The organism is Wolbachia endosymbiont (group A) of Andrena fulva, assembly GCF_964026815.1.
Taxonomy (GTDB): domain Bacteria; phylum Pseudomonadota; class Alphaproteobacteria; order Rickettsiales; family Anaplasmataceae; genus Wolbachia; species Wolbachia pipientis.
Window position 1 is genome coordinate 67,799 of record NZ_OZ034701.1, and the last position, 23,218, is coordinate 91,016.

A 23,218-nucleotide genomic window follows, 5' to 3' on the forward strand; every position below is an offset into this window, starting at 1 on the left:
GTCTACCTATTTTGCCACTCTGCTGAACGGATACAATTTATTGCTATTTTTGTTTACAATAATAATATTGAGCTATAGAATTAGATCTAAAGGGGCAATTAGCTCAGCTGGTAGAGCATCTCGTTTACACCGAGGAGGTCGGCAGTTCAAGTCTGTCATTGCCCATTTGCTTAACTGAATGTTAGTATTATTAATTACTTCAATTAAAGTGTAGAAAATGCAGGATAATATAGTACCAATCTCAATAGTAAAAGAGCTGGAAGATTCTTATCTTTCCTACGCAATGAGCGTTATCATAAGCCGGGCTATACCTGACGTGCGGGATGGATTTAAACCTGTTCACAGGCGCATATTATATGCAATGTCAAGAGCTGGATTCGATGCCGGTAAGCCATATAAAAAGGCAGCTCGTATAGTTGGGGATGTAATGGGGAAATATCACCCACATGGTGATGCAGCTATTTACGATTCCTTGGTTAGAATGGCCCAAGATTTCTCTCTTCTTTTACCACTTGTTGATGGGCAAGGTAACTTTGGTTCGATAGATGGAGATCCACCAGCTTCAATGCGATACACAGAAGCAAGACTTCAAAAAGTGTCGCACTTTTTACTGAATGATATTGATGAAGATACAGTTAATTTTAGGCCAAACTACGATGGAAATGAAACAGAACCAGTTGTGCTGCCTGCAGAGTTTCCGAATCTATTGGTAAACGGTGCAAGTGGTGTTGCAGTTGGTATGGCAACCAATATTCCTTCTCATAATCTTGGAGAAATAATAGATGCTTGTATATTATATGTAAATAATCCTGAAGTTACTTTGGATGAGTTACTTGAAGTGATGCCAGGGCCGGATTTTCCAACTGGGGGAACAATTCTTGGAAGGTCTGGAATAAGATCAGCATTTGCAACTGGTCGTGGATCAATTGTTGTGCAAGGCAAGACTCATATAGAAGATCTGCCACAAGATAGGCAAGCAATAGTGATTGATGAAATACCTTACCAGGTAAATAAAGTAAAATTAATTGAGAAGATAGGTGAGCTTGTAAAAGAAAAAAGAATTGATGGTATAACAGAAATTAGGGATGAGTCCGATAAGTCTGGTATTAGAGTAGTAATTGACCTCAAAAGAAATGCTGAAGCAAGTTTTATACTTAATCAAATATTGGGGCTAACTCCACTAAGAAGTAGTTTTAGTGTTAACACTTTAGTGCTCAATAACAACAGGCCTGCTTTGATGTCATTGAAAGAAATCATAGAGGCCTTTATTGATTTTAGAAAAGAAGTGTTAATCAGGAGAACAGAATTTCGTCTAAGAAAAACGAGAGAAAAAGCTCATATATATATAGGGCTCTACATTGCGGTCCTCAGCATAGATGAAGTGATAAAAATCATCCGCGGTGCAAAAGATCCTGCGGAAGCAAGTAGAGAACTTTTAAATAAAGAATGGAAAACTTCGAATGAAATCAACACTATTATCGAGTTGATTTCAGATAGCGCAAGTTTTTTGAAAGATGGAGTGTATAGATTAACTGAGCTACAAATTAAAGCTATCCTTGATATGAAACTGCAGCGTTTAACAGGCCTTGAAAAAGACAAATTAGAAGCTGAGCTAAGTTCAATGATCAACCTGATAAAAGAATATATCGCTTTTCTTGGCTCAGGAGAGAAGTTGATGAAAGAAATAAAAAACAATCTACAAGAAATAAAGAACAGATTTGCTGTGCCGCGAAAAACTTCAATAGAAGAGTCAGACGCGGACATTGAAGCTGAAGATCTAATTCCACAAGAGGATATGGTGATAACCGTAACTATGAATGGTTATATCAAGCGTGTAAAACTTTCTCACTACAGAACTCAGCGTCGTGGTGGAAAAGGAAAGCTAGGACAGGGATTAAAAGAAGAGGATGTAATCACAGAATTATTTGTTGGAAATACCCATACTAGCTTTTTATTCTTTTCTAACATTGGTCGAGTTTATAGATTAAAAGTTTATAAGTTACCTCTTGCAGAGCCAACCGCACGTGGAAGAGCACTTGTTAACATATTTCCGCTTAGCGATGGTGAAACTATAACTAATATCATGCCATTGCCAAGTGAAAATGACGAAAATCAAAACATAGTTTTTGCTACTGCCTATGGAAACATAAGGCGTAACTCCTTAGCGGACTTTCACTATATTCCAAGCAATGGAAAAATAGCAATAAAGCTCGATGAAGGAGACAAATTAGTATCGGTTAAGGTATGTAATGAAATTGACCATGTTTTACTTTCAACAACGCTTGGAAAAAGTATCAGATTTGTTGTAAGTGATGTGCGTCAATTTAAGAGTCGCAATTCAGATGGCGTAAGAGGTATCAAACTTGTAAAGAATGACAGCGTGATATCCATGACCATATTAAATGGGATAGGTGTAGCAACAGAAACAAAAGAACTTTACTTAAAAGTTCCACTTGCAAAAAGACTGGGGACTGCAATTAATAACTCCATTGATTCTAAATTGGAAAAGACTTTGAATGATTTAGGAATAGATAACGAATTATTCTTAAAACTTGCAGTGAATGAGGAGTTTATATTAACTATTACTGAAAATGGCTTTGGTAAAAGAACTTCTGCGTATGAGTATAGAGTAACTAACAGGGGTGGTGTTGGTATCACCAATATTCTTACTACTAGCAGAAACGGTAATGTTGTTGCTAGTTTTCCAGTTGAGCAGGGTGATAATATAATGCTTATTACAGATAAAGGAAAGTTAATTCGCATTTCGGTCAATGAGATTAGAATTGCAGGACGCAGCACTCAAGGAGTCACTCTGTTTAAAACAGAAAGTAGAGAAAAAGTGGTGTCAGTAGCGAAAATTGAAGATCCTGATTCCACTGAAGATAGTATTTTTGAAGTTGAAAACTCTATCGCTTCTTAACCGTAGTATAGGTTAAACAAAAAGCGCAAGTTTTTGTTGATTAATACGCAGTATTTAAATTAAAATATATACTTATGGCTAAGTAAAGATCAATGGACAAAAAATTAACTAAAAATAAAAAACCACTGGCAGACAAAGAGGATAAAAAAACACCTCCTGTTAAAGATCTTACTAAAAATAAGAGTAGGAGAGATTTTATAACATTAACTACATGCGCTATGGCAGGTATAGGAGCTGCAAGCGGACTTTGGCCACTGGTTAAATCTATGAATCCTTCTGCTGAAGTTCTAGCAACTTCCACAGTGGAGGTGAATTTGTCTGGAATTCAGGAAGGACACGGAGTAAAAGTAAAGTGGCAAGGTAAACCAGTATTCATTCGTAGACGCACAAAGCAAGAAATTGAGGCTGCAAGAGCTGTGAATGTGAAGAGCTTGAGGGATCCTCAATTAGATGAGCAGAGAGTATACGAAGGAAAAGACGAATGGTTAATTATGCTTGGAATATGTACACATCTTGGGTGTGTACCGGTTGACCACGCTACAAGAGATGGTAATGGTTGGTTCTGTCCTTGCCACGGTTCATATTATGATACATCAGGCCGAGTGATTGGGGGTCCTGCACCGAAAAATATGGCTGTACCTGATTATTTTTTTCCCAGTGAGAATGTTGTGGTAATTGGCAAGAAGGCTTAACGGAACTCGTTAAAAAAAACTCACAGGATCAACATCTATTATCACTGCAATACTCGAATTCAAGTTACAATTTTTAATCCAATATTTCAGCTTTTTTTGTATAGATAAACTGTGTTTATTGTGTATTTTTAATAATACCCTATGCCGATACTTATTATTTAAAAAATTTATTGCTGCTGGTGATGGGCCAAGAATTTCAAATTCCTTTTTGTCTACACCTACATTTTTTTCCTGGATACAAGTAGTTAAGCTACTTGGATAACAAAGAAGAGATTTTACTATTTCATTCGCTGCTTTTTGTGTTGCAATCTGATTCTTACCACAAATTATAAGCGCTATTAATCTGCTAAATGGTGGCATTTTGGCTTCGCGTCTTGACTTAAGTTCGATTTCATAAAATGAGTCTCTTTTTTGATGCAGCAATGCTTTTATTATTGAACTTTCAGGATTATTAGTTTGCACTATTACCATTCCTTTTTCATTAAACCTTCCTGATCTGCCTGCAACTTGGTGCAATAATTGATACGTCTTTTCCGCTGCTCTTAAATCAGAATTTTCGAGGCTCAAATCTGCATTTATTACTCCAACCAAAGTTAATTTGGGAAAATTGTGCCCCTTAGCAATTATCTGTGTGCCGATTATAATGTTCACCTCTTCCTTTAACACTAAATCAATGATGTTACTAACCGACTTCTGATCGCTGCTTATCATCGCAGTTTTTGCGTTTGGTATTAATTTCACCATTTCTTCAAGTAACCTTTCAATTCCTATGCCGTAGAGGGACAATGGCTGTTCACTTTGGCAATTAGAGCATTTTTCTGGAAGTTTCAATTGATAAGAGCAGTGGTGGCACAAAAGAGCATTTTTTTTCTTGTGATATGTAAGCCAAACAGCACAATTTAAGCAGGAAATTTTATATCCACACTTTTTACAAATTGCCAGTTGTGCATACCCTCTGCGGTTTAGAAAAAGCATAACCTGCTGTTTTTTCTCTATGGTTTGTTTGATGCTTTCAAAAAGCTCAGAGGAGATCCATTGCTTGTTGTTCCTCATATCTACTACTTTAATGAGTGGCAATTCTGCACCACCAAATCGCTTAGTTAGCTTTACATGATTGTAATTCCCGTTTTTAACATGATGAATCGTTTCAAGCAGTGGAGTAGCTGATGATAAAATAATCGGAATATTTTCAAATTTGGCTAAGATTATCGCCATATCTCGAGCATTATATATAATTCCCTGTTCTTGTTTAAAAGATGAGTCGTGCTCTTCATCAACGATAATCAATTTTAGGTTTTTATAAGGCAAAAAAAGCGCTGACCGTGCACCAATAATTATCTGCGCATTTCCATTTGCTATATTGAGCCAATTATTCCGGCGAGTTTTTGGAGTGAGCCCTGAGTGCCATTCAACTAAGTTTTTTGATATCTGACCGCGAACACGATTTACCAATTGTGAAGTTAAAACAATTTCAGGTAGGAGGATTAAAATTTGTGTATTACCTTCTCCTGATGTCATTTCAACATATTCTGGTGTCATACTAGTACGTGGCAAAGACGGTATGCTAAATGTTACAGTGGGTTTTGCCTTGAGTATAAAGGTGTCATTCCAGTGCTTGACACTGGAATCCAGGAATTTTGATTGTAAATTAGGTATTGGTTTTAAGTTAAAATAAACATTTGTAATGAGGTTATATGAAAAACTGGATCCCAGTGTCAGGCTACTCGGATGACACCCTCTTGGTAGACCCAAATCACAATGTTCGTACAGTTGTGTCTCTGGGCACTGGGATGGTAAAGTCTGAGCAGCATTTGGAACGGCAGTGTAATTCTTAATCAATTGTGCAATCACAGAGAGATAAACTTCCGTTTTTCCAGATCCTGTCTCACCGTCAAGCAAAGTCACTGAATACTCGTTCAAATTGCTGATTATTTTATCACTAGCTATCTGCTGTTCAGGGCTTAATTGGCAACTTATTTCACTTGTTTCCTGCTTTTGTTCAACACAAACCAATTTATCTATGTGATTTACTTTTAACACTCCTCCCATTATCACTTTGGCAAGCATACCAATAGGTATTAAATTGTATTGTGCAACCCACTCTGCAAATGCAATCAATTTTGGTCTAATATTTGGTAAATCGATTTTTTGCTCAATAAATTTTAATTCTCGGTTACTTTTATCACTGTATTTCCAAACTATTCCGATTAAGCGTTTTTTGCCAAATGGCACCACTACGTAATCTCCAAGTAAAATCTCAGTATTTTCCTCAATTGCATATGAAAATAACTGATCAATTGGAAGTGATAGTAATACGTCAACTGTTTTTGCCATAGTGATTGAGTTTAACATTGTTTTAAAGAGCTTGTAACTTTATTAAGCTTGGCAATATAGATGAATCGGTACAGAGAAAATCTTAACGTTTAACACATTTTTCATAGTACAGACCGTATGATTGATAAATAAAATGATTTATAGAATTTGTGGAGGCTACCAATGGTCAACGACAAGATTAATTTGAACTTTGAAATAGAAAAAGGCGAACCTATAGATCGATACTACTTTTCTGCACATATAAAGCTTACAGATGAAAGCAAAAATCTTTTGCGCGAGAAGCTTGGCAGTACAATTCAATTCGATAATCTAGATGATCACTTCAATCTTAACCATGAGAATTTTTATATCTACTACAACAAATATAGTGAGCACAATGGTAGAAGTGAGCTACACGTTAGGGATGATAACGGTAAATATTTAACCTCCAATCTTCCACTTAATTACTATGGATTCTCAATGGAACTATCACCTGACGGAGCGTCAATTGCAGATTATGGTTTTTATCCTCTGTATGCAATCTATAACCCAAATCACTATGATAAAGCAAAGGAAAAAGTATTTGATGATCACGGTGAATTGTCACCAATTGCATCAAATGTGTTAGATAATTTTTTAAGCAACACAAATAGCTTAACCACACAAGATATATTACAAAATGTATTCTCACAACTGCAGAAGAAAGCTGATGAAGAAGCAGAAAGATTGGCAAGAGAGAGAGAAGCAGAAAGACAAAGGGAGGAAGAGTTAAATGAAAAGAACGAGGAGTTAAAAGAACTTGTAGAAAAGGATGAGATTAAAATATTCAAAGTGGTAAAAGGTAATGATTTAGGTAATGGGCATTCAGCAGTAGTTTTACAACTTGATGGGGAAGAAGGTGACAAGATACCTCTCGACTCTAGTAAATACTACATAGCAGAGTATAGACACCACCCAGAATGGGAAGGCGATGAATATTTAAATTTTGTTAGCCCTGATAGTGATATGCTGGTTAATTATGAAAACTTATTTTTTGTGCTCAATCAAAGCTCCTACTCAGACTTTGAAAGTGGGTTTTATTCAGAAAACAGAACCGATCCCCATAATTATGCTAAATATTCAAAGGAACCATATTTGAGTGGTGACCAGCTATCTGAAAAATTATCTAATGAATTGGAGGAAGATAGCAATCAGATAGGTACTGAATTTACAATTGATGATGAGCAAGTAGACGAAGAAGTTGTGGTAGAGAGTGAAGCCAAGTCTGGGGAGAAAGGAACGGTTGGTGAGGATAACGCAAAAAATACTATACAGGAAGAAGAATCTAACTATATAGATCAAATGCAAGCGGATGATAGCAGCAGTTATAAACCAGCTTTGCAAAGCAATCGTGATGATTATGCTGATACGAAAAAAGCTCTGCAGGAAAAATTGCATGGAGATGAAATACACAAGCAAAGTAATGAGAAAGCTCAAAAAGATATAGAAGTAAAAAAAGTAACTGTGGAAACTGACAGTAGCAGTAATAAGACTGAAAAACAAACAAAACCAACAGAAGATGAACAAGAAACTGTTATGGCAAGTGTGATAGAAAATATGGATAAAAATTCTGATATTGAAGCAGAAACTTCTAACAGTGTTGCAAATTCACAACATCCCTTAAAAATAAAGACAGGAAGTCCTCTTGAAGTGGGAAAGTATAAGGTGGAGCTGCAAGTGACATATGATGATGTAAAGAATTTTTATGATACCGTACGTGGTAAATATCATGCTGGCGATGGATATAACTACGAACAAGTAATGGTTTTATATAATGAAATTGTTAGGCCCGCTCACAATCATCATTACGAGCTGTTTACTCTTGATGAAGCACATGTTGCTAATGATCACCTGTTTATCAAGGGTCAGGATTTTGGAACTCTAAATGATTTTAATGAGATGTTCTATAAAAGTGATGAGTTAATGTGATGTAAAAAGCAAGATTCAATCTGGTGAACGAGAGTTAACTGACAGAGGAGATTGACACGTATGCCTTTATCTTTAAGATTGTTTATCAAGTATAGACATCAGCTCGCCCCATTCTCTTTTACCAATATTACTTTCTTCTCTAGTAACGTTTTCCCCTTTAATTAATTTGCGAATTATTTCTAGACCAGTTCTTGAAATACAGGCTGATTCTAGGCAATATTCAACAAAGGCATTGTAGGCCAGTGGAACCCATTTTTTTATTATATCCAGCATAACTTCTGCATAAACTCTGATTTCATATTGGGCATGCTTATCAGCTCTAAGCTTCAAAAAATGAAGGAGATTATGCAGATCTATTTTCCAATAAAATTGCGTGTAGTAATTAAGCATTAGGTTAGTTCTGGCAATTTCTCTTGCAAGACCCTGCTCAATAAATTTTTCATAATGAGAATATACTAAATTAGAGTCATTTGTTAGAGAATCTATTATTTCCTTTGAGGTATCTGGATCAAAAGCTTCCCCGCTACCTTGTTTATTATTGTCAGATTGTTTTGCAACTTGTTCTGGTTTAGGTGTATAAAATTCATTATCAAGTATTGAATACCTTGCTGAATATTCATTCACATTTGCAGTTCTATGCCTTATCCATTGCCTTGCAACAAAAATTGGAAGTTTCACGTGAAACTTAATTTCACACATTTCAAATGGAGTTGTATGATGATGTCTCATTAAATACTTTATAAGTGCTTCATCCTGACTTATCTGTTTTGTTCCCTTGCCATAAGAAACACGAGCAGCTTGAACTATAGCGCTATCAGAGCCCATATAATCCACTACTCGAATAAATCCATGGTCTAATACCTTATGTTCTTCATATAAGATTGCATCTATTTCTTTTACTATAGTTCGTTTGGTTGCTTCATTCATAAAATATCCTCAAGACGAAATGGAGATATCAGCTCCACATGAATTGAGTTTTTCATGCATTGCTTCATATCCTCTCCATAAATGATGTGAATTGTTTATTATAGTTTCTCCACCGGCTACCAAAGAAGCAAGCACCAAAGCTGCTGTTGATCTTAAGTCAGTAGCATATAGATTAGCTCCAGATAAGCTTTTTATTCCACTTATAGTAGCTTTGCTTTTCTCGATGCTGATATTAGCACCTAACTTTCTCAATTCATCTGCATGTGTAAATCTGTTTTCAAAAATGTTCTCTTCAATTACTGATATCCCATCAGCGATGCACATTGCAGACATCAGTTGTGGTTGCATATCACTGGGAAAATTGGGATATGGATCTGTCGCAACGTTAGCAGACTTAATAGAGCCATTTTTTCTGGAAATAACAATGCCTCCATCATACAGTTCAACCATAGCTCCTATAGTCTCCAACTCATTTGTAATACACCTTATATCAGATAGATTTATTCCTTCCAACTCCAACTTACCACCGGTTATTATAGCAGCTAGTGCATAGGTGCCTGCTTCTATGCGATCTGGTATTATTTTATGAACACATCCATTTAGTGCTTCAACTCCTGTTATTATGACCTTTGTATTATCAATTTCAATATCAGCACCCATTTTCTTCAGAAAATCTATTAAATCAAGAACTTCCGGCTCAGTTGCAGCATTGTTTATTGTTGTCACTCCTTCTGCAAATGTTGCTGCCATTATTACATTTTCTGTTGCGCCAACACTTATTTTCTCAAATGTGATTTCTTTTCCTTGTAGCTTTCCTTTCACTGTTGCAATTATATTATAGCCGTCAATTTCAATTTTAGCTCCCATTTCTTCTAATGCTTTAATATGCATATCAACGGGACGCTTTCCAATGTTGCATCCACCAGGAAATGCTGTTCTCGCTTTGCCAAATCTGCTAAGCATTGGACCCAATATTAGAAAAGAAGTTCTTAGCTTACTTGCGGTTTTATATGGCATCACGTGATTGTTGATATTGCTGCAGTCAATTTTCAAAGTATGGTTCGCTTTATAATTTTTATTGTGCATAAAGTTCACTTCTGCTCCAAGACTTTCAAGCAACTTAGACATTAGATGCACATCAATTAAATCAGGTACATTATGCAAAATTACCGGGGAGCTACTTAATAGACTTGCTGCCATTATTGGTAAAACAGCATTTTTTGAGCCATTAATCTTGATTTTTCCGACCAAAGGTTTGTAGTTATTTCTTATTAATATCTTGTGCATTTAATTAGATATAAAGTATAATTCATTAGTTTATTGAAGTCTTACTAAGTATAATAGATTGACCGTAAAAGGCAAAATTTGCTTTTTCTTCCTCATCATCCCAGTGTCATGCTACCTGCATGACACCTGATGCGAATTGCCCCCGAAATTTTATACTATGAATTACTCAAATGACGCTCTCGAGCTTTATCAAACCAAATAACACCAATTGCAACAATGAAATAACCAGCTGCTCCTAATGTAACGCGAATTACTGCATCGAAAGTTGACAGAGGAGGAGACGGCATTAGAATGCTCAAAACACTATACACAAGATTATTTGTTGCATGAGCAATAGTTACTGGCCAAATCGAGTTGTCTTTTTCAAACAACCAGGTAAACATTATAGACATTGCACAAATATAAAGGGTATAAGCACAAATAGTCGGGAATGTAAAGCCATCCTTCCACAAAGCTGAGCCAGCAACCACATAAGTTGGTATGTGCCATACTGACCAAATAATACCGACAATAATTGCTCTGATATAAAAATTTGATATTTTGCTTTTAAGATTTTTCAAAAGATAGCCACGCCAACCGATCTCTTCACCAAGAGACATAATGATCCACATCACAAAGGTTGATAATAAAACAAATAACATCACTAATGGACTCAAAACTGCACTCAAATCCTTTACACGGTCTAACGTAAAAGACTCTCGGAAAAATGAAAAACCGCAGTAAATTGACAAAAGACCATTGGAAATTAGCATACTTACCAGAATAAGTATAAACCCTAATAGACAGTTTTTTGGCGAACTAAGTTTAAAAAGATCCCTTACCTTCTGTTTATTATAAATGGTTAGCAAAATTGCAACTGAAGCCGGAACAAATGTTGTTAATAATGTTATGTCTTTGAAAGGTAAGCACCAAGCTATAATGCACGTCAAAAAATATGTAATTACAACAAATAATGTACAATTAATAGTGGTTAAATTGTTCGGTAGAAGCTGTAGCTTTACTCCTCTCGTTTGAGTTTTATAGCATTTCTCATAATAGTCCGAACAGGTCATAGGAAGGCAGAATCAACAGCACGACGAAAGGATTCGAATAGAGGAATGTTTTTCCTGGCTCTGTTTTTTATAGCAAACCAATGATGCTCAATTTTGTTGAAATCTGGAGAATAAGGCGGCAGATACAAAATTTCTGCACCAACCCCTTTAGCAAGCTCGATAATCTTATCAGACTTATGAAAAGTAGCATTGTCAAGAATGACAGTCTGTCCAGGTTCCAAGATCGGTGTCAAAAATTGCTCAAACCATCCATTAAAAACATCCATATTACAGTGGCCTTCAAAGGTTAACGGAACAACTATCTTTCTTCCACTTAAGGCTGCAACCATACTGATTCGTTGAGTTTTCTTTCCAGATTTTAAGGCATAAAACCGCTGTCCTTTCTGGCAATATCCGTAGGGGTAGTCTTCGGTGTTATCAATGCCAGACTCATCTATATACACTAAGTTTTTAGGTTCTTTTGTCGCTATAATTTTCAAAAATTCAGCACGTTTTTCTTCGTTTCTTTCCTTGTATCCATATGTCTTTTTTTGCGCGTAAATCCAATTTTTTTAAGGGCTCGATAGATCGTTTGGATACTAACGTTGTTCCAAAGTTTAGCCATTTCCGATAGAGTCTTTCCTCCGTGTTCTCTGGCAAATTTGGCAAAGGTATCCCAGTCGGTAATTTTGTGATTGTAACCCCCATTTCCAAGTTTTTTTGATTGAAAGTCTCCTGTTTCTTTTCTTCTTTGCTGCCACTCCCATAAAGTAGTTCGTCCAATCTTAAATCTTGCTGCCACTGTTTCTCTGCTTTCTCCTTCGTCTAGCGCTTCCATTGCTTTTTTTCTTAAATCATAACTATATGCTGCTGGCATTCAACCTCCTTATCATCATCTACCCTTATCCTATCACATCCGGACTTTTATGGAAAGAGCTATATTACTACAACTCCCCCTAAAGAACCGTGCTTGCAGATTTCCCGCACACGGCTCATCAATATTAGTTTTCACAGTCGTCCCTCTTATGCATATAAAGAAAAATGTATTTTTGGCTTTGGTAATGGATTTACTTCTACGTAGTGTACAAACTGTTCCCAGGTCATACTCTTTTTCTGACTACGCCGATTTATCCATTTAAATGCTAGCTTTCTTACTGATGTGTAAAATTGTTTCAAACACCAATAATTTCCGCTAATACCAAAGTAGTTATAGTGTCCTGTTAATTTAGCCTTCAGTACTTGCCACCAATCTTTAAGTCGAATACTTCCGCGGACTATTTTCAACCACTCCTTGATTTCTTTTAGTTTTCTGGCTAGATTTAACTTAGAGGTTTTATGTCCCATCATTAATCTACCACGACAACTTTTTGCACCATAGTGCGTAAACCCCAGAAAATTGAATTTCCGTCCTTCGTTTCTCTCTTATCGCTCGTTGCCACTCCCTCTTGCCAAACTTTACTACTCTGGTCTTGTTTTCAGATACTTCCAACCCAAATTTATTTAGCCTTTGTTTCAGTAATTCCAGAAATTCTTCCGCGTCTACCTTACTTTCGCAACAAACCACAAAATCATCGCAAAACCTTATTACTTGTATATATCCTCTGGATCTTGGTTTAAATTTCTTTTCTATCCATAAATCCAACACATAATGTAAGTATATATTTGCTAATACAGGACTTACTATACCGCCTTGTGGTGTACCTTGTTTTGTTGCTTCATAATTTCCAGCTTCGACTATCCCTGCCTTGAGAAACCGCTTTACTAACCACAGCAAATTTGGGTCAGTTATTCGTTCCCTTAGACACCTCATTAGCCATTTATGCTGTATATTATCGTAGAACTTCTTGATATCCACTTCTACAATGTAGTTTATTGGCTTGTACATAACTGCTTTATCTAGTGCATTTACCGCTTGATGACAGTTTCTTCCTGGTCGAAATCCATATGAGCTGTCCAGAAAGTTTGCCTCGTAAATATTTTCTAATATCTTCTTCAGCATAATCTGTACTAATTTATCCTCGGTCGATGGTATTCCGAGTCCGCGTTTCTCTTTACTTCCAGCTTTCGGTATATATACCCTCTTTACTGGTTGTGGTTGATATTGCTTCCTCTTCATACTTTCTACTAGCACTTCGAGTTTCTCATTCAGATTTTCTCCGTATGATTCCACTGTTATCTGGTCTACTCCACAAGCCTTGTTACGCTTCAGTTCTTTATAACATCTCGCAAGATTCTCTGTATTTATCAGATGGACTAACGATGTGAATTTTAGTCGCTTATCTTGCTTTGCTCTTACTGCTATCTGGTTTAGTTTATATCGCATGTTATTCCTACCTCCGTTGTATTGGCATAGCAATCCCTATTCCAGTTACTATATTGCTGATCGCTTCCCCTTGTACGTGGCTTTCCCACATTCTGAGTACTATCAATCAGTCCGACTTCCCCTGCATCTTCCGCTAGTTCTTGCCTTTGTTGACTTGTTCCAACGTACCTTAATAGGAATGCATGGGATCTCCCAAGTTCACTTGAAGTCCATTTCAATACATGGCACGGTCTCAGATCCCGATAGAGTGAGTGATAACTTGCCTTTACGTTATCCTTCATGCTGTCTTCCATGGCCATGAACATGTCGACCTCTATGTCTTCAGGTATTTCGGGACTCCACTCCTTCACTTCCGTTGTGCCCTGCATTGTCCATCCCACTAGCTCTATTACACTCGTTACCTCATGCAACATAGTGGTCTGTTCCAAACTGTTGGCTAGACTTTGTTTGTGTTGGATTTTCACCAACTGTTCTCCAAGCACTTCTTGGCGCACCTTGGCGCACCTTGGCGCACCTTGGCAATGCCCGTGCAATAAAGACAAATTTCCTATGGTATTATTGTTCCTATTTTTGTCTTGATGATGCACTTCAATTATGTCCTCTGACCTAAAATATAGCTGACAATAATTACATTTACCCTGTTGCATCTTCAGTAATTTTATCACTCTTAGTGACTTATCTGGTACTCTACGACTGCTCCAATATATCCAGTCTCCATCATATGGAGATTTTGCTCCTCTCACTTTGATATGCCGCTTAATAGCATGGTCTCCATGTTTGATAAGATATTTTCCATTACTTGTCATAAACCTCCAATTATCATTCTTATACCTTTTAAAGTATTTCCTCTTTATCCAGTATTTGCCTTTATTTGTATGTTTACGTACTGCCCATTTCCATAGTTTTCTAAACATAACGCTATCTAGTAACTCGAAGACTTTCCTTGAAATCACTGAAGTATAATACTGACACCATCCTCTAATAAGTGGATTTAGGTTTTTTATAATAGCTTCTTGTGGTGCTCCACACATTTCTTTAAGTTTGTACTTAGCGGTTAATGTATATCGTTTTATAGAGTTGCGGCTCGGTTTTATTAGTAACTTGTATGTTTTCTTACCTTGTTTTACTGTATGCTGTCGTATTGTAAATCCAAGAAAATCAAAGCCTGGTTTTTTTTCCTTTAGAGGATTCAATGAATGAGAAATTTTTGTCTTTGATGACTTTAATTCTAATCCAATGGTTTTTAACCATTCCTTAATTAAAATCTCTGCCTTAAGCACAATTTGCTTACTTTCATGAAATACCACAAAGTCATCGGCATAAGTAATTATGCTGAGTGATCTTTTTGCCTTTTCTCTACATGATCTACCAAGTTTTTCTTTTCTATAGCTTCTTATCTGATCTGCCATTGTTTCTTTTAAATAGCTTTCTAAACCATTTAGAGCGATACAGGCGAGCAATGGAGAAATTGTTCCTCCTTGGATAGTACCACTTTCAGTTGGTTTATATATTCTATTTTCCATAACACCTGCTTTCAACCACCCTCTTAATATTTTCTTTAACGTTGGTGTGGTATTGAGCTTTTCAAGTAGTTTATTATGGTTAATATTGTCAAAGCACCCAGATATATCAGCATCTAAGATGAATGCTGTCTTTCGACTCAACGCTTGAAATATTGCTTCAATGGCATCATGACATGATCTACCAGGTCTAAAACCATAAGTGTTTGGCTCAAATTTTGCCTCCCACTCAGGTTCTAAAGCCATTTTTACAAGTGTTTGTTTTGCTCGACACGATATAGTGGGTATCCCCAATGGGCGTTTCTCATTCTTTCCAGGTTTTGAAATCCAAATGCGTCTTGATGGCTTTGCTTTCTCCCTTATATCTAAGGAGTTTGCCAATTGCAATCTTTCTTTTTGACTAAGGTTAGCTTTTCCATCAATACCTGCAGTTTTTTTCCCTCTGTTGTCCTGAGTTACCCTTCTAACTGCTATCGTTCTTGCACTTGTTGATTTGAGTAATAATCTCTGAAGATTGTGCATCTTTTTGATATCATTACATTGTGAAGCTCGGTAAATTCGTTTTTGTAGCTTAAACGAAAATTTCTCTAGCTTGCGCCAAGGAATTTCATTCCATTCATACCTAACATTTTGTTGGCTCATAACATATTCACTACTATTTACAACTTTACCTTCCAAATTACAGTGTCCACGTCTGCATATCCTAGACATTACCCTAGGCATTAGCTTCTTAAACAATCCCTCCACACAGAGACTTGCGGTTGGCTACCTGCTTGTTACTCTTATAAAGATTAACAAGAGCTTCCATGTGGTTACTCCGTTCCATGAAACCATTTCGTGTTGGATTTAGGTTCTTACTTTTTGCCGAGAGATCGGAAACATCTTGATTAAACGTGAGCATTTTAATCATCCATTCTCTGTACCTTTTGGTTTATGCGTATCAACCTTTTTTTTCGCATATTTGCAATGACGACAATTCAAACATAAGTTTCTTTCGTAACCATATCTAACTCTTCTCGAGAGGATTTATTATAAGGTTTAATATTACTCCCTTTTAGTTCATGCTTGCACCCTAGAAAATTGCCAATTTCCTAAAATGTGAACTATGATTTCAACCAGATGTTATGGTGGATGGAATTTAACCATCATGATTTCATGACATCGGATCGCACACTCACTTTTGCTCTATGATTATCTTTATTATCTTGCTTTGTCTACCTTATTCTACCACTCCGCTGAACGGATATAATTTACTAAACAGAAAAAAAGGCAAAAGAAACCCTAGGGTAGCTAGTTATTCACTATCCATTTTTTAAGTTGGCGTTTTTTAATGTTTTAAATAGCGCATTTCAGCTTATATTAGGTAAAAACCTAGAAATATTGTGAAGACATAAGGTGCACATAGTGCAAAAAATTAAAAATAAGACGCCAACTACGTTGTTTTCTTGCTGTTTAATCTGCACAGATGAAGATAACTGAATACCTTCAGTTTCATGATAAGGGGGCTGGCGAAGGGTGTCAAGAAAGTTTTTATGATTTATCTAACGAACTTTGCACTTGCTAAAGTTGTACCATCTTGGTAACTTTAACTGAAAGAAGTTATTTTTTATCCAATATGAAAAAAGCCTTTATATTCACATCCTTAATAGCAATTATATTGATAGTTATTACTTATTTATACAGAAACGACGGAACTAATGACTCACAAGTGGTAAATGTTTATTCATCGCGCAAAGAAGAATTAGTACGTACTTTGTTTGATGAATTCACGAAAAATACAGGTATTAAAGTACGTTACATCATTGATGATTATTCTCAGCTACTTTCACGAATGGAAAACGGTGGTGAAGCTGACTTATTTTTGACTGCTGATGCAATCAACTTAATTCTAGCAAAAAAAAGAAGACTTTTATCTCAAGTAGATTCAGAGGTTTTAAAAAGTGTTATACCTGCAAGATTTAGAGACAGTGAAGATTATTGGTTTGGTCTTACAAAAAGAGCTAGGATATTGGTTTACAATAAAGAGTCAGTAGACCCTAAGGACTTAAGTACTTATGAAGATTTAGCAAATGAAAAATGGAAAGGAAAAATATTAGTGCGTTCTTCTACAAGTCCATATAACAGATCGTTAATTGCTTTTATGATTGCAAATAATGGTTTTGAAAAGACGAAAGAATGGGTAAGCGGAATTGTGAGCAATATGGCAAGAAAACCAAGTGGTGGTGATACTGATCAAATTTACGCCGTAGCAGCGGGTGAGGGAGATGTTGCAATAGTAAACAGCTACTACTTTGCGAGAATTCTTTCATCAGAAAATAAAAAGAATGTTGCAGACAAGCTAGGGGCTTTTTTTCCTAATCGCAACGATCACGGTGTAATGGTAAACATCAGTGGTGCAGCAGTAACAAAAAACGCAAAAAACAGGGAAAATGCTATAGTCTTATTGGAATTTTTAGTAAGCAAGCAGGCTCAAGAGTTATACGCTAAAAAAAACCAAGAATATCCTATTATTGAAGGCGTTGAAACTTCCGATATACTAAAATCTTGGGGAAATTATTCACAAAGTGATTTGCCTCTAAGTGAACTTGAGAAGCATCTTTTTGAGGCTGTTATGATAGCGGATGAGTGTAAGTGGAAGTAATCCCCAGCGCCACTAAACATTGGGATGAAAGATTTATGCTAATATACCTTACTCTTGACTCGCTGAACTTTTTCTTCCTTCTAACTTAATTTTGACTTTACTATCTTTTTCCGTTCTTTCACCAAAACAATTGCTGCACAAGAAGTCTATTGAAAAAAGGTAATAAGAAAGTAGAATAGGTTCAAGTAGTTGAAAAGGAAACTATGAACAAGAGAAGGAATTTGTTAAACATCTCAGACCTTACAGTCGATGATGTAGAAAATATAACTAAGTTGGCCAACCAGTACCTTAAAAAAGAAGTTACAAATGGTCATATCTTGGAAAATAAGACAGTAATAAATTTATTCTTTGAAGATTCAACGCGTACACTTGCGTCTTTTGAAATAGCAGCAAAAAGCCTTGGAGCAAATGTTGTAACTTTGCCAATAAGATCTTCTTCTATTAACAAGGGAGAAGATCTAAAAGACATGATCAAAACATTAAATGCAATGAATCCTGATTACATAATAATCAGGCATAAAAGTAGTGGTATCATTAATACACTGGCAAAGTATGTTAACTGCTCGCTAATCAACGCAGGCGATGGAAGCAGTGAACATCCAACTCAAGCTCTTGCAGACTATCTTGTAATCAGCAGTCATAAAAAGCAAATAAAGGATCTCAAAGTTGTGATATGTGGAGATATTCTGCACAGCAGAGTTGCAAGGTCAAATATAAGGTTGCTAAAAATGTTTGGAGCAGAGATAAGCTTGGTCGCACCACCAACTTTAATTTGTAAGCATTTTCCTGAAGTAGATTCAGTCCATTATTCATTAATTGAAGGTATAAAAGATGCTGATGTAATTATGCTTTTAAGGCTGCAGAGAGAGCGCATGAATAATAGTTTTTCAGAGAAAGAATATTTTCATTTGTATGGACTTGATTCACAAAAGCTATCATACGCAAAACCAGATGCGATTGTTATGCACCCAGGGCCAATAAACAGAGGGATTGAGATTAGCAGTGATGTAGCAGATTGTGTTATTTTACAGCAAGTAGAATTTGGATTGGCAATACGTAAGGCAGTGTTGCACTATTATAGGCCTTGCTAATATTAAAAGATGCTACACAACTAATGCAAAAAGGGGGGGGCATGAAATGACAAGGCTTGTAAATGGTTTGAGAATGGCCATTAAGATGTTAAGGCCGAGGATATGGTGTGGAAGTTTTTACGAAAGCCTGAAGTCAATCAACAACCTTGCAGAACGGCAAATTAGACGGCTATCGTAAAAACAGCTTTTTCACCTGGTCGGAACATGGAGAAAGATTTGTGGAAAGAATGTTGTCGATATTTTTGACATCACGTCTCAATGGCCAAAATCCCTTCCAAAAGTTACGACTGCTTAGTTCTTTATTCATTCTCACAATCCGTGAACGGTTACAACCTGGATTCCAGTGGGCTTTGTTGCATCGCTAGCTATGATGGATTAAAGATAAAAAAGATAGGGAATATCAGTAGCTTATTATTCTGGTATTTATAACAAGAACGGTCAATGAATACCTAAATTTGAGTAAAAGAAATTTCACTACCATTTACCAATCCGGCTAAAATTCAAGAATTTCAATGCTTTAGCTATTTTCAATAGAATTAAATTTATTAATATAAATAACAAATTACTATTCTTAAATTTGATCAGATTGATTGCAAAAAAACAAGATTTTCAATAGGTTGCTTATAATCCTAACTATAGTTAGCCTTTCATAAGTAGCGATGCAACAAAGCCATTCCAGTGTCAGCTACTTTCATAACACCATATTACCTTAACAAAAGCAAATGTTCGTACAGATGTGCATCAGCTACTTTCATCTGCCACCTGCAAATTGCAATGTTCGTACAGTTATGTGTCACGCTACTTGGATGACACCGTTGAAAGAAATGAACCGCCTTTTCAAAATTGTTTTGAATAGAGGAATAACATTCACAAGTAAAATTTCATATTACCATTTTTTAATTTATGTATTATAATAAGCTTAATTTATAAGAAAAACAAAGTTGGAAGAACTAAGCAAAAACTGGGTGATAAGAACGGGAAGATTTTTATCTTCATTGTTTTTTTTACTGTTGATTGCGCTATCAATACGTAGTTTTTTATTCGAGCCATTTCATATACCTTCTGGTTCAATGAAAAGCACCCTACTTGAAGGGGATTACATTTTTACTAGTAAATATTCATACGGTTACAGTAAACACTCCTTTCCATTTTCTCCAAACATTTTTAGCGGCAGGATTTTTTACACCCCTCCAAAGCGTGGCGACATAGTAGTTTTCAAACCCACAAGAAATGACAGCATCAGGTTTGTTAAGCGAGTAATAGGAACACCAGGTGACAAAGTGCAAATGATAGAGGGAGAATTATACCTAAATGATCAGAAAGTAGAGCGAAGGCAAATTGAAAGTTTTTTTGATTATGAGTCAAATCGTAACATACCAAGATATATAGAAACGCTTTTAAGTGGCAAGGAACATGAGATTTTGGTAGATGACATTTCTAATAAGCTATCATATAATACTCCGGTTTATTATGTACCTAACGATCAATTTTTTGTTATGGGAGACAATAGAAATAATTCTTTAGATAGTAGGTTTCCTGAAGTTGGTTTTGTACCAATGGAAAATATCATTGGGCGTGTAAGCATAGTTGGTTTATCGTTTAAATTGGGAAAGGTCGATTGGTTACCATTTAATTTCAGATTACCTGTTGCTTTGAGATTAAATAGGGTATTGCACAAGGTTGTGTAAGCTTTTTCTACCTATTTGTTAATTCACACAACTCTAAAGAAGAATTTTCTAACTCGGCGATAGTGTTGTTAATTTCATTCAAGTCATTGCCTTGTAAAGCTTTTTTTGCATTTTGTAATAGGTTTTTCAACTTTTGATCAGTGGAAAAGTTATTATTGTTTTCAACCAAGTGTATGAGTTTATTTCCATTAATTTTAGCACCTGCAAGGGAACGAGCCTTCATATCTTCATCAAAGCTGTTTATTGACTGGTTAACCATATTTTGAACATCAGCTTCACTCAAGCCAAAACTTGAATTTACTTCAACTGTCTGCTCGATTCCAGTAGTTTTTTCTCTTGCAGTAACAGTCAAGATTCCGTCAACGTTAACTATGAATTCTATTTCAACTCTTGCAGAACCTGCAGGCAGTGGCGGTATACCTTTTAGTTCAAACTGCGCTAGAGATTTGTTATCCTCTATCATTTCACGTTCTCCCTGACAAACGTGAATTTTCATTGCTGTTTGCCTATCAACATAAGTTGTAAACTCTTTTATCTCTGAAACTGGTAGTGGCGTATTTCTTGGTATGATTTTTTCAACTATGCCTCCCATAGTTTCTATGCCAAGTGATAAAGGTAGAACATCCAGGAGAATATTCCTATCTTTTGAGCTCGAAGTTAAATCATGAGCCTGCAGAGCTGCCCCAATGGCAACTGCTTTATCTGGATCCACGTCATTTAGTACTTTATTTCCAAAGAGTTTGACTAGTGAATTTTGAACCAATGGTGTTCTAGTTGCACCACCAACTAAAATTACTCCTTTTATATCGTCAATTTTAAGATCTATATCGCTTATAGTACGAGTGACTATATTGATAGTCTTATTGACCAAAGAACTGATTGCCTGCTCGAATTCTTCTCTGGTAATTTCACATTCAAATGGCTTGCCGTTAATGCTGAATTCAAAAATGCCTGAGGTGTTTTTGCTCAGATATTCCTTCACAGTACGCATATTGTAGATTCCAGCGTCACGCGCTTCAGGTTGCAATTTGCAGGTAGTTTGCGCAGCAGGTGGTGTCATTCCAGTGCTTGAAACTGGAATCCAGTTCTTACTATACAATTGCCTGGTGTGCTCATTTGCAATTAAATTTTCTGGATCCAAGTAGTCAGGGCACTGGATGACATCTTTCTTAATGGAAATCATACTTACATCACAACGTTCGTACAGTTGCGCGTCAAGCGCTGGAATGATATTTGATACTTTCTCTCTATACTTATCAATCACAATTGAACTCAGCAAATGATCAAAATCATCACCGCCGAGTTTGGTGTCACCACCAACTGCAAGAACTTGAAACACTCCTTGATGCAATTTCAATATCGAAATATCAAATGTTCCACCACCAAGGTCATACACTGCATATATTCCACTGCTATTGTTCTTTTCAATGGAGTAAGAAAGCGCTGCAGCGGTTGGCTCGTTAACGAGGCGAAGAACTTCTATTCCAGCTAATTTTGCCGCATATTTAGTTGCGTTACGTGCTGAATCGTCAAAGTAAGCTGGCACAGTAATCACTGCTTTTTTTACTTCCAGTCCCTTAGACTTTTTTACCCTCTCACATAAAGCTTTTAATATCTCAGCAGAAATCTCAATAGGAGTAAGATACTTTTCCTCTGCGCATTTTATTCTAATAACTTTTTCGCTTTCATGATCTATTTCAAAATTGACGCCTTCTTTATTTAATTCTTCAACACTTTTACCCATTAAACGCTTTATTGAGTAGATTGCATTTTGACCGACGTCACAGCCAGTTTTCAATGTATTATTTTCATACGAAATAACAGAAGGCAGTAGCTCTCTTCCCTGTTTATCTTTAAATATCTCCACATTGCCAGCTTTATTCACCATAGCAATCAAAGAATTGGTGGTGCCAAGGTCTATACCAAAAACTACTTCACTTGAATTTGGTTCAGAAATTTGAATTGGTTGCATTCTTTTTCACCTCCTCAAATGACTTATATAAATATTTCAATCTTAAGACTTGTGTAGCAGCTCCATCAAAATTCTTTACAGCAAAAGTGTTAATTAGGTTTTTAATGCAACCTTTTATTTTTTCATCAATCATCCTGCTTGCAAATTGTAGATCGTCGCAGTCTAGTAAGTACTCTCTTATTTCCATTGATTCACTTAATATTTCAGAATTTAAGTAGTCCTTTTGGCTTTTCACATTAAAAAAATCCAGCAAATGCTCAGCACGTTTTAGCGGTGACTTTAGTATCTGATAAGCTCTGTTAATATTTTCCATGTTTTGGGACTGTCTTTCATTTATATCAGTCCTGCTTAGCTCAATATATTTTTTCTCTAACTCATCAAAGCTGATATTGAAAGCTGGTTCAATTTCAAACAATGCAAAATAGTTGCTAGACATGAAAACTCTCTCCACAACCACATTTTCCTTTCTCATTAGGATTTTTGAAAACAAAACCCGATGAAAATTTTTCTTCTACATAATCCATTTCAGAGCCAAGAATAAACATGACGGATTTTGGGTCGATCAACACTTTAACTTTTTGGCCATCACTACAGTTTTCCTCAATTATCGACTCTAAAGGACGAGTATCATATGCATATTCAATGTCATATTTTAAACCAGAACATCCTTTTTGCTTAATTAGCACTCTTATTCCTATTGCTTCTTCCGGTTTCTCAAGGTTAGTATGCTTCTTTTGGTCCAATAAATACCTTATCCTTTCTACTGCTTCCGCAGTTATAGTGATAAGTTTTTTATTCTTTTTTACAGTTTCACCTCCGCCTACTTCTTGATATTCACCCATGTT

At 36.0% G+C, this 23,218-nt stretch carries 17 protein-coding genes and 1 tRNA gene; 7 read left to right on the forward strand and 11 right to left on the reverse strand.

Translation table 11 applies throughout. From position 1 onward, the window contains the following. Positions 1 to 92: 92 nt before the first annotated feature. The 3 genes from AAGD84_RS00335 (at position 93) to petA (ending at position 3,612) form a co-directional block, all read left to right on the forward strand. Positions 93 to 165 (forward strand) — tRNA-Val (locus AAGD84_RS00335). 52 nt (positions 166 to 217) lie between these two features. Continuing rightward, on the forward strand, positions 218 to 2,920 hold the full coding sequence (gene gyrA, locus AAGD84_RS00340) for a DNA gyrase subunit A (RefSeq protein ID WP_264723032.1): 2,703 nt from the start codon (positions 218 to 220) through the stop codon (positions 2,918 to 2,920). Positions 2,921 to 3,012: 92 nt separating this feature from the next. After that, positions 3,013 to 3,612 carry a ubiquinol-cytochrome c reductase iron-sulfur subunit gene (petA, locus tag AAGD84_RS00345; RefSeq protein WP_010963095.1) on the forward strand — a complete coding sequence of 200 codons (600 nt, stop codon included), beginning with the start codon at positions 3,013 to 3,015 and terminating at the stop codon, positions 3,610 to 3,612. 9 nt (positions 3,613 to 3,621) lie between these two features. Here petA and priA read toward each other — a convergent pair whose 3' ends face one another. Continuing rightward, positions 3,622 to 5,964, reverse strand: coding sequence for a primosomal protein N' (priA, locus tag AAGD84_RS00350; protein WP_265038200.1), 2,343 nt, complete (start codon positions 5,962 to 5,964; stop codon positions 3,622 to 3,624). 144 nt (positions 5,965 to 6,108) lie between these two features. Here priA and AAGD84_RS00355 point away from each other — a divergent pair, with 144 nt between their 5' ends. Then, positions 6,109 to 7,893, forward strand: a complete 1,785-nt coding sequence (locus AAGD84_RS00355; RefSeq protein ID WP_341818026.1) for a hypothetical protein — start codon at positions 6,109 to 6,111, stop codon at positions 7,891 to 7,893. A gap of 72 nt (positions 7,894 to 7,965) precedes the next feature. Here AAGD84_RS00355 and thyX read toward each other — a convergent pair whose 3' ends face one another. From thyX to ltrA (AAGD84_RS00390), 7 genes are all read right to left on the reverse strand, one after another. Further along, on the reverse strand, positions 7,966 to 8,820 hold the full coding sequence (thyX, locus tag AAGD84_RS00360) for an FAD-dependent thymidylate synthase (RefSeq protein ID WP_015589436.1): 855 nt from the start codon (positions 8,818 to 8,820) through the stop codon (positions 7,966 to 7,968). Between the two features lie 9 nt (positions 8,821 to 8,829). Next, positions 8,830 to 10,107 (reverse strand): UDP-N-acetylglucosamine 1-carboxyvinyltransferase, encoded by a 1,278-nt coding sequence (murA, locus tag AAGD84_RS00365; protein WP_006279833.1) that lies wholly within the window; start codon positions 10,105 to 10,107, stop codon positions 8,830 to 8,832. 155 nt (positions 10,108 to 10,262) lie between these two features. Then, positions 10,263 to 10,859 (reverse strand): CPBP family intramembrane glutamic endopeptidase, encoded by a 597-nt coding sequence (locus AAGD84_RS00370; RefSeq protein ID WP_341818027.1) that lies wholly within the window; start codon positions 10,857 to 10,859, stop codon positions 10,263 to 10,265. Between the two features lie 296 nt (positions 10,860 to 11,155). Further along, positions 11,156 to 12,015, reverse strand: a protein-coding gene (locus AAGD84_RS00375; protein WP_264705388.1) for an IS630 family transposase whose coding sequence is annotated in 2 segments (ribosomal slippage) — positions 11,156 to 11,691 and positions 11,691 to 12,015 — 861 coding nt in all. Because the reading frame shifts where the segments join, the coding sequence is not laid out codon by codon here. 146 nt (positions 12,016 to 12,161) lie between these two features. Beyond that, the gene (locus AAGD84_RS00380) at positions 12,162 to 12,485 is read right to left on the reverse strand and encodes a hypothetical protein (RefSeq protein WP_264329539.1); all 324 of its coding nucleotides are present in this window, start codon (positions 12,483 to 12,485) and stop codon (positions 12,162 to 12,164) included. Between the two features lie 4 nt (positions 12,486 to 12,489). After that, positions 12,490 to 13,461, reverse strand: coding sequence for a group II intron reverse transcriptase/maturase (gene ltrA, locus AAGD84_RS00385; protein WP_341817975.1), 972 nt, complete (start codon positions 13,459 to 13,461; stop codon positions 12,490 to 12,492). Next, the gene (gene ltrA, locus AAGD84_RS00390) at positions 13,446 to 15,704 is read right to left on the reverse strand and encodes a group II intron reverse transcriptase/maturase (protein ID WP_341817974.1); all 2,259 of its coding nucleotides are present in this window, start codon (positions 15,702 to 15,704) and stop codon (positions 13,446 to 13,448) included. Before ltrA (AAGD84_RS00390) ends, ltrA (AAGD84_RS00385) begins: the two co-directional genes overlap by 16 nt. 892 nt (positions 15,705 to 16,596) lie before the next feature. Here ltrA (AAGD84_RS00390) and AAGD84_RS00395 point away from each other — a divergent pair. The 3 genes from AAGD84_RS00395 to lepB all read left to right on the forward strand — a co-directional run bounded on the left by AAGD84_RS00395 (position 16,597) and on the right by lepB (position 20,401). Then, complete coding sequence (locus AAGD84_RS00395) at positions 16,597 to 17,622, forward strand: extracellular solute-binding protein (protein WP_264722857.1); 1,026 nt, start codon at positions 16,597 to 16,599, stop codon at positions 17,620 to 17,622. Between the two features lie 203 nt (positions 17,623 to 17,825). Further along, positions 17,826 to 18,713: an aspartate carbamoyltransferase catalytic subunit gene (locus AAGD84_RS00400; protein WP_264722858.1), complete on the forward strand. Its 888-nt coding sequence runs from the start codon at positions 17,826 to 17,828 to the stop codon at positions 18,711 to 18,713. 941 nt (positions 18,714 to 19,654) lie between these two features. Beyond that, on the forward strand, positions 19,655 to 20,401 hold the full coding sequence (gene lepB / locus AAGD84_RS00405) for a signal peptidase I (protein ID WP_010962911.1): 747 nt from the start codon (positions 19,655 to 19,657) through the stop codon (positions 20,399 to 20,401). A gap of 7 nt (positions 20,402 to 20,408) precedes the next feature. Here lepB and AAGD84_RS00410 read toward each other — a convergent pair whose 3' ends face one another. Genes AAGD84_RS00410 through AAGD84_RS00420 form a run of 3 tightly spaced genes read right to left on the reverse strand, consistent with a single transcriptional unit; the run spans position 20,409 to position 23,215 of the window. Further along, positions 20,409 to 22,373 (reverse strand): Hsp70 family protein, encoded by a 1,965-nt coding sequence (locus tag AAGD84_RS00410; protein ID WP_264722860.1) that lies wholly within the window; start codon positions 22,371 to 22,373, stop codon positions 20,409 to 20,411. Then, a complete protein-coding gene (locus tag AAGD84_RS00415; protein ID WP_319803697.1) occupies positions 22,351 to 22,809 on the reverse strand; it encodes an iron-sulfur cluster co-chaperone HscB C-terminal domain-containing protein in 459 nt (152 codons plus the stop codon). The genes AAGD84_RS00410 and AAGD84_RS00415 overlap by 23 nt, the downstream gene beginning before the upstream one ends. After that, positions 22,802 to 23,215, reverse strand: a complete 414-nt coding sequence (locus AAGD84_RS00420) for a HesB/IscA family protein (RefSeq protein WP_007548854.1) — start codon at positions 23,213 to 23,215, stop codon at positions 22,802 to 22,804. Before AAGD84_RS00420 ends, AAGD84_RS00415 begins: the two co-directional genes overlap by 8 nt. Between the last annotated feature and the right edge of the window lie 3 nt (positions 23,216 to 23,218).

What these genes read in the sequence shown, in the direction of transcription:
- gyrA (WP_264723032.1), top strand. Translation starts at nt 218, where the DNA reads ATGCAGGATAATATAGTACCAATCTCAATAGTAAAAGAGCTGGAAGAT.
- petA (WP_010963095.1), top strand. Translation starts at nt 3,013, where the DNA reads ATGGACAAAAAATTAACTAAAAATAAAAAACCACTGGCAGACAAAGAG.
- priA (WP_265038200.1), bottom strand. Translation starts at nt 5,964, where the DNA reads ATGTTAAACTCAATCACTATGGCAAAAACAGTTGACGTATTACTATCA.
- AAGD84_RS00355 (WP_341818026.1), top strand. Translation starts at nt 6,109, where the DNA reads ATGGTCAACGACAAGATTAATTTGAACTTTGAAATAGAAAAAGGCGAA.
- thyX (WP_015589436.1), bottom strand. Translation starts at nt 8,820, where the DNA reads ATGAATGAAGCAACCAAACGAACTATAGTAAAAGAAATAGATGCAATC.
- murA (WP_006279833.1), bottom strand. Translation starts at nt 10,107, where the DNA reads ATGCACAAGATATTAATAAGAAATAACTACAAACCTTTGGTCGGAAAA.
- AAGD84_RS00370 (WP_341818027.1), bottom strand. Translation starts at nt 10,859, where the DNA reads ATGCTAATTTCCAATGGTCTTTTGTCAATTTACTGCGGTTTTTCATTT.
- AAGD84_RS00380 (WP_264329539.1), bottom strand. Translation starts at nt 12,485, where the DNA reads ATGATGGGACATAAAACCTCTAAGTTAAATCTAGCCAGAAAACTAAAA.
- ltrA (WP_341817975.1), bottom strand. Translation starts at nt 13,461, where the DNA reads ATGCGATATAAACTAAACCAGATAGCAGTAAGAGCAAAGCAAGATAAG.
- ltrA (WP_341817974.1), bottom strand. Translation starts at nt 15,704, where the DNA reads ATGCCTAGGGTAATGTCTAGGATATGCAGACGTGGACACTGTAATTTG.
- AAGD84_RS00395 (WP_264722857.1), top strand. Translation starts at nt 16,597, where the DNA reads ATGAAAAAAGCCTTTATATTCACATCCTTAATAGCAATTATATTGATA.
- AAGD84_RS00400 (WP_264722858.1), top strand. Translation starts at nt 17,826, where the DNA reads ATGAACAAGAGAAGGAATTTGTTAAACATCTCAGACCTTACAGTCGAT.
- AAGD84_RS00410 (WP_264722860.1), bottom strand. Translation starts at nt 22,373, where the DNA reads ATGCAACCAATTCAAATTTCTGAACCAAATTCAAGTGAAGTAGTTTTT.
- AAGD84_RS00415 (WP_319803697.1), bottom strand. Translation starts at nt 22,809, where the DNA reads ATGTCTAGCAACTATTTTGCATTGTTTGAAATTGAACCAGCTTTCAAT.
- AAGD84_RS00420 (WP_007548854.1), bottom strand. Translation starts at nt 23,215, where the DNA reads ATGGGTGAATATCAAGAAGTAGGCGGAGGTGAAACTGTAAAAAAGAAT.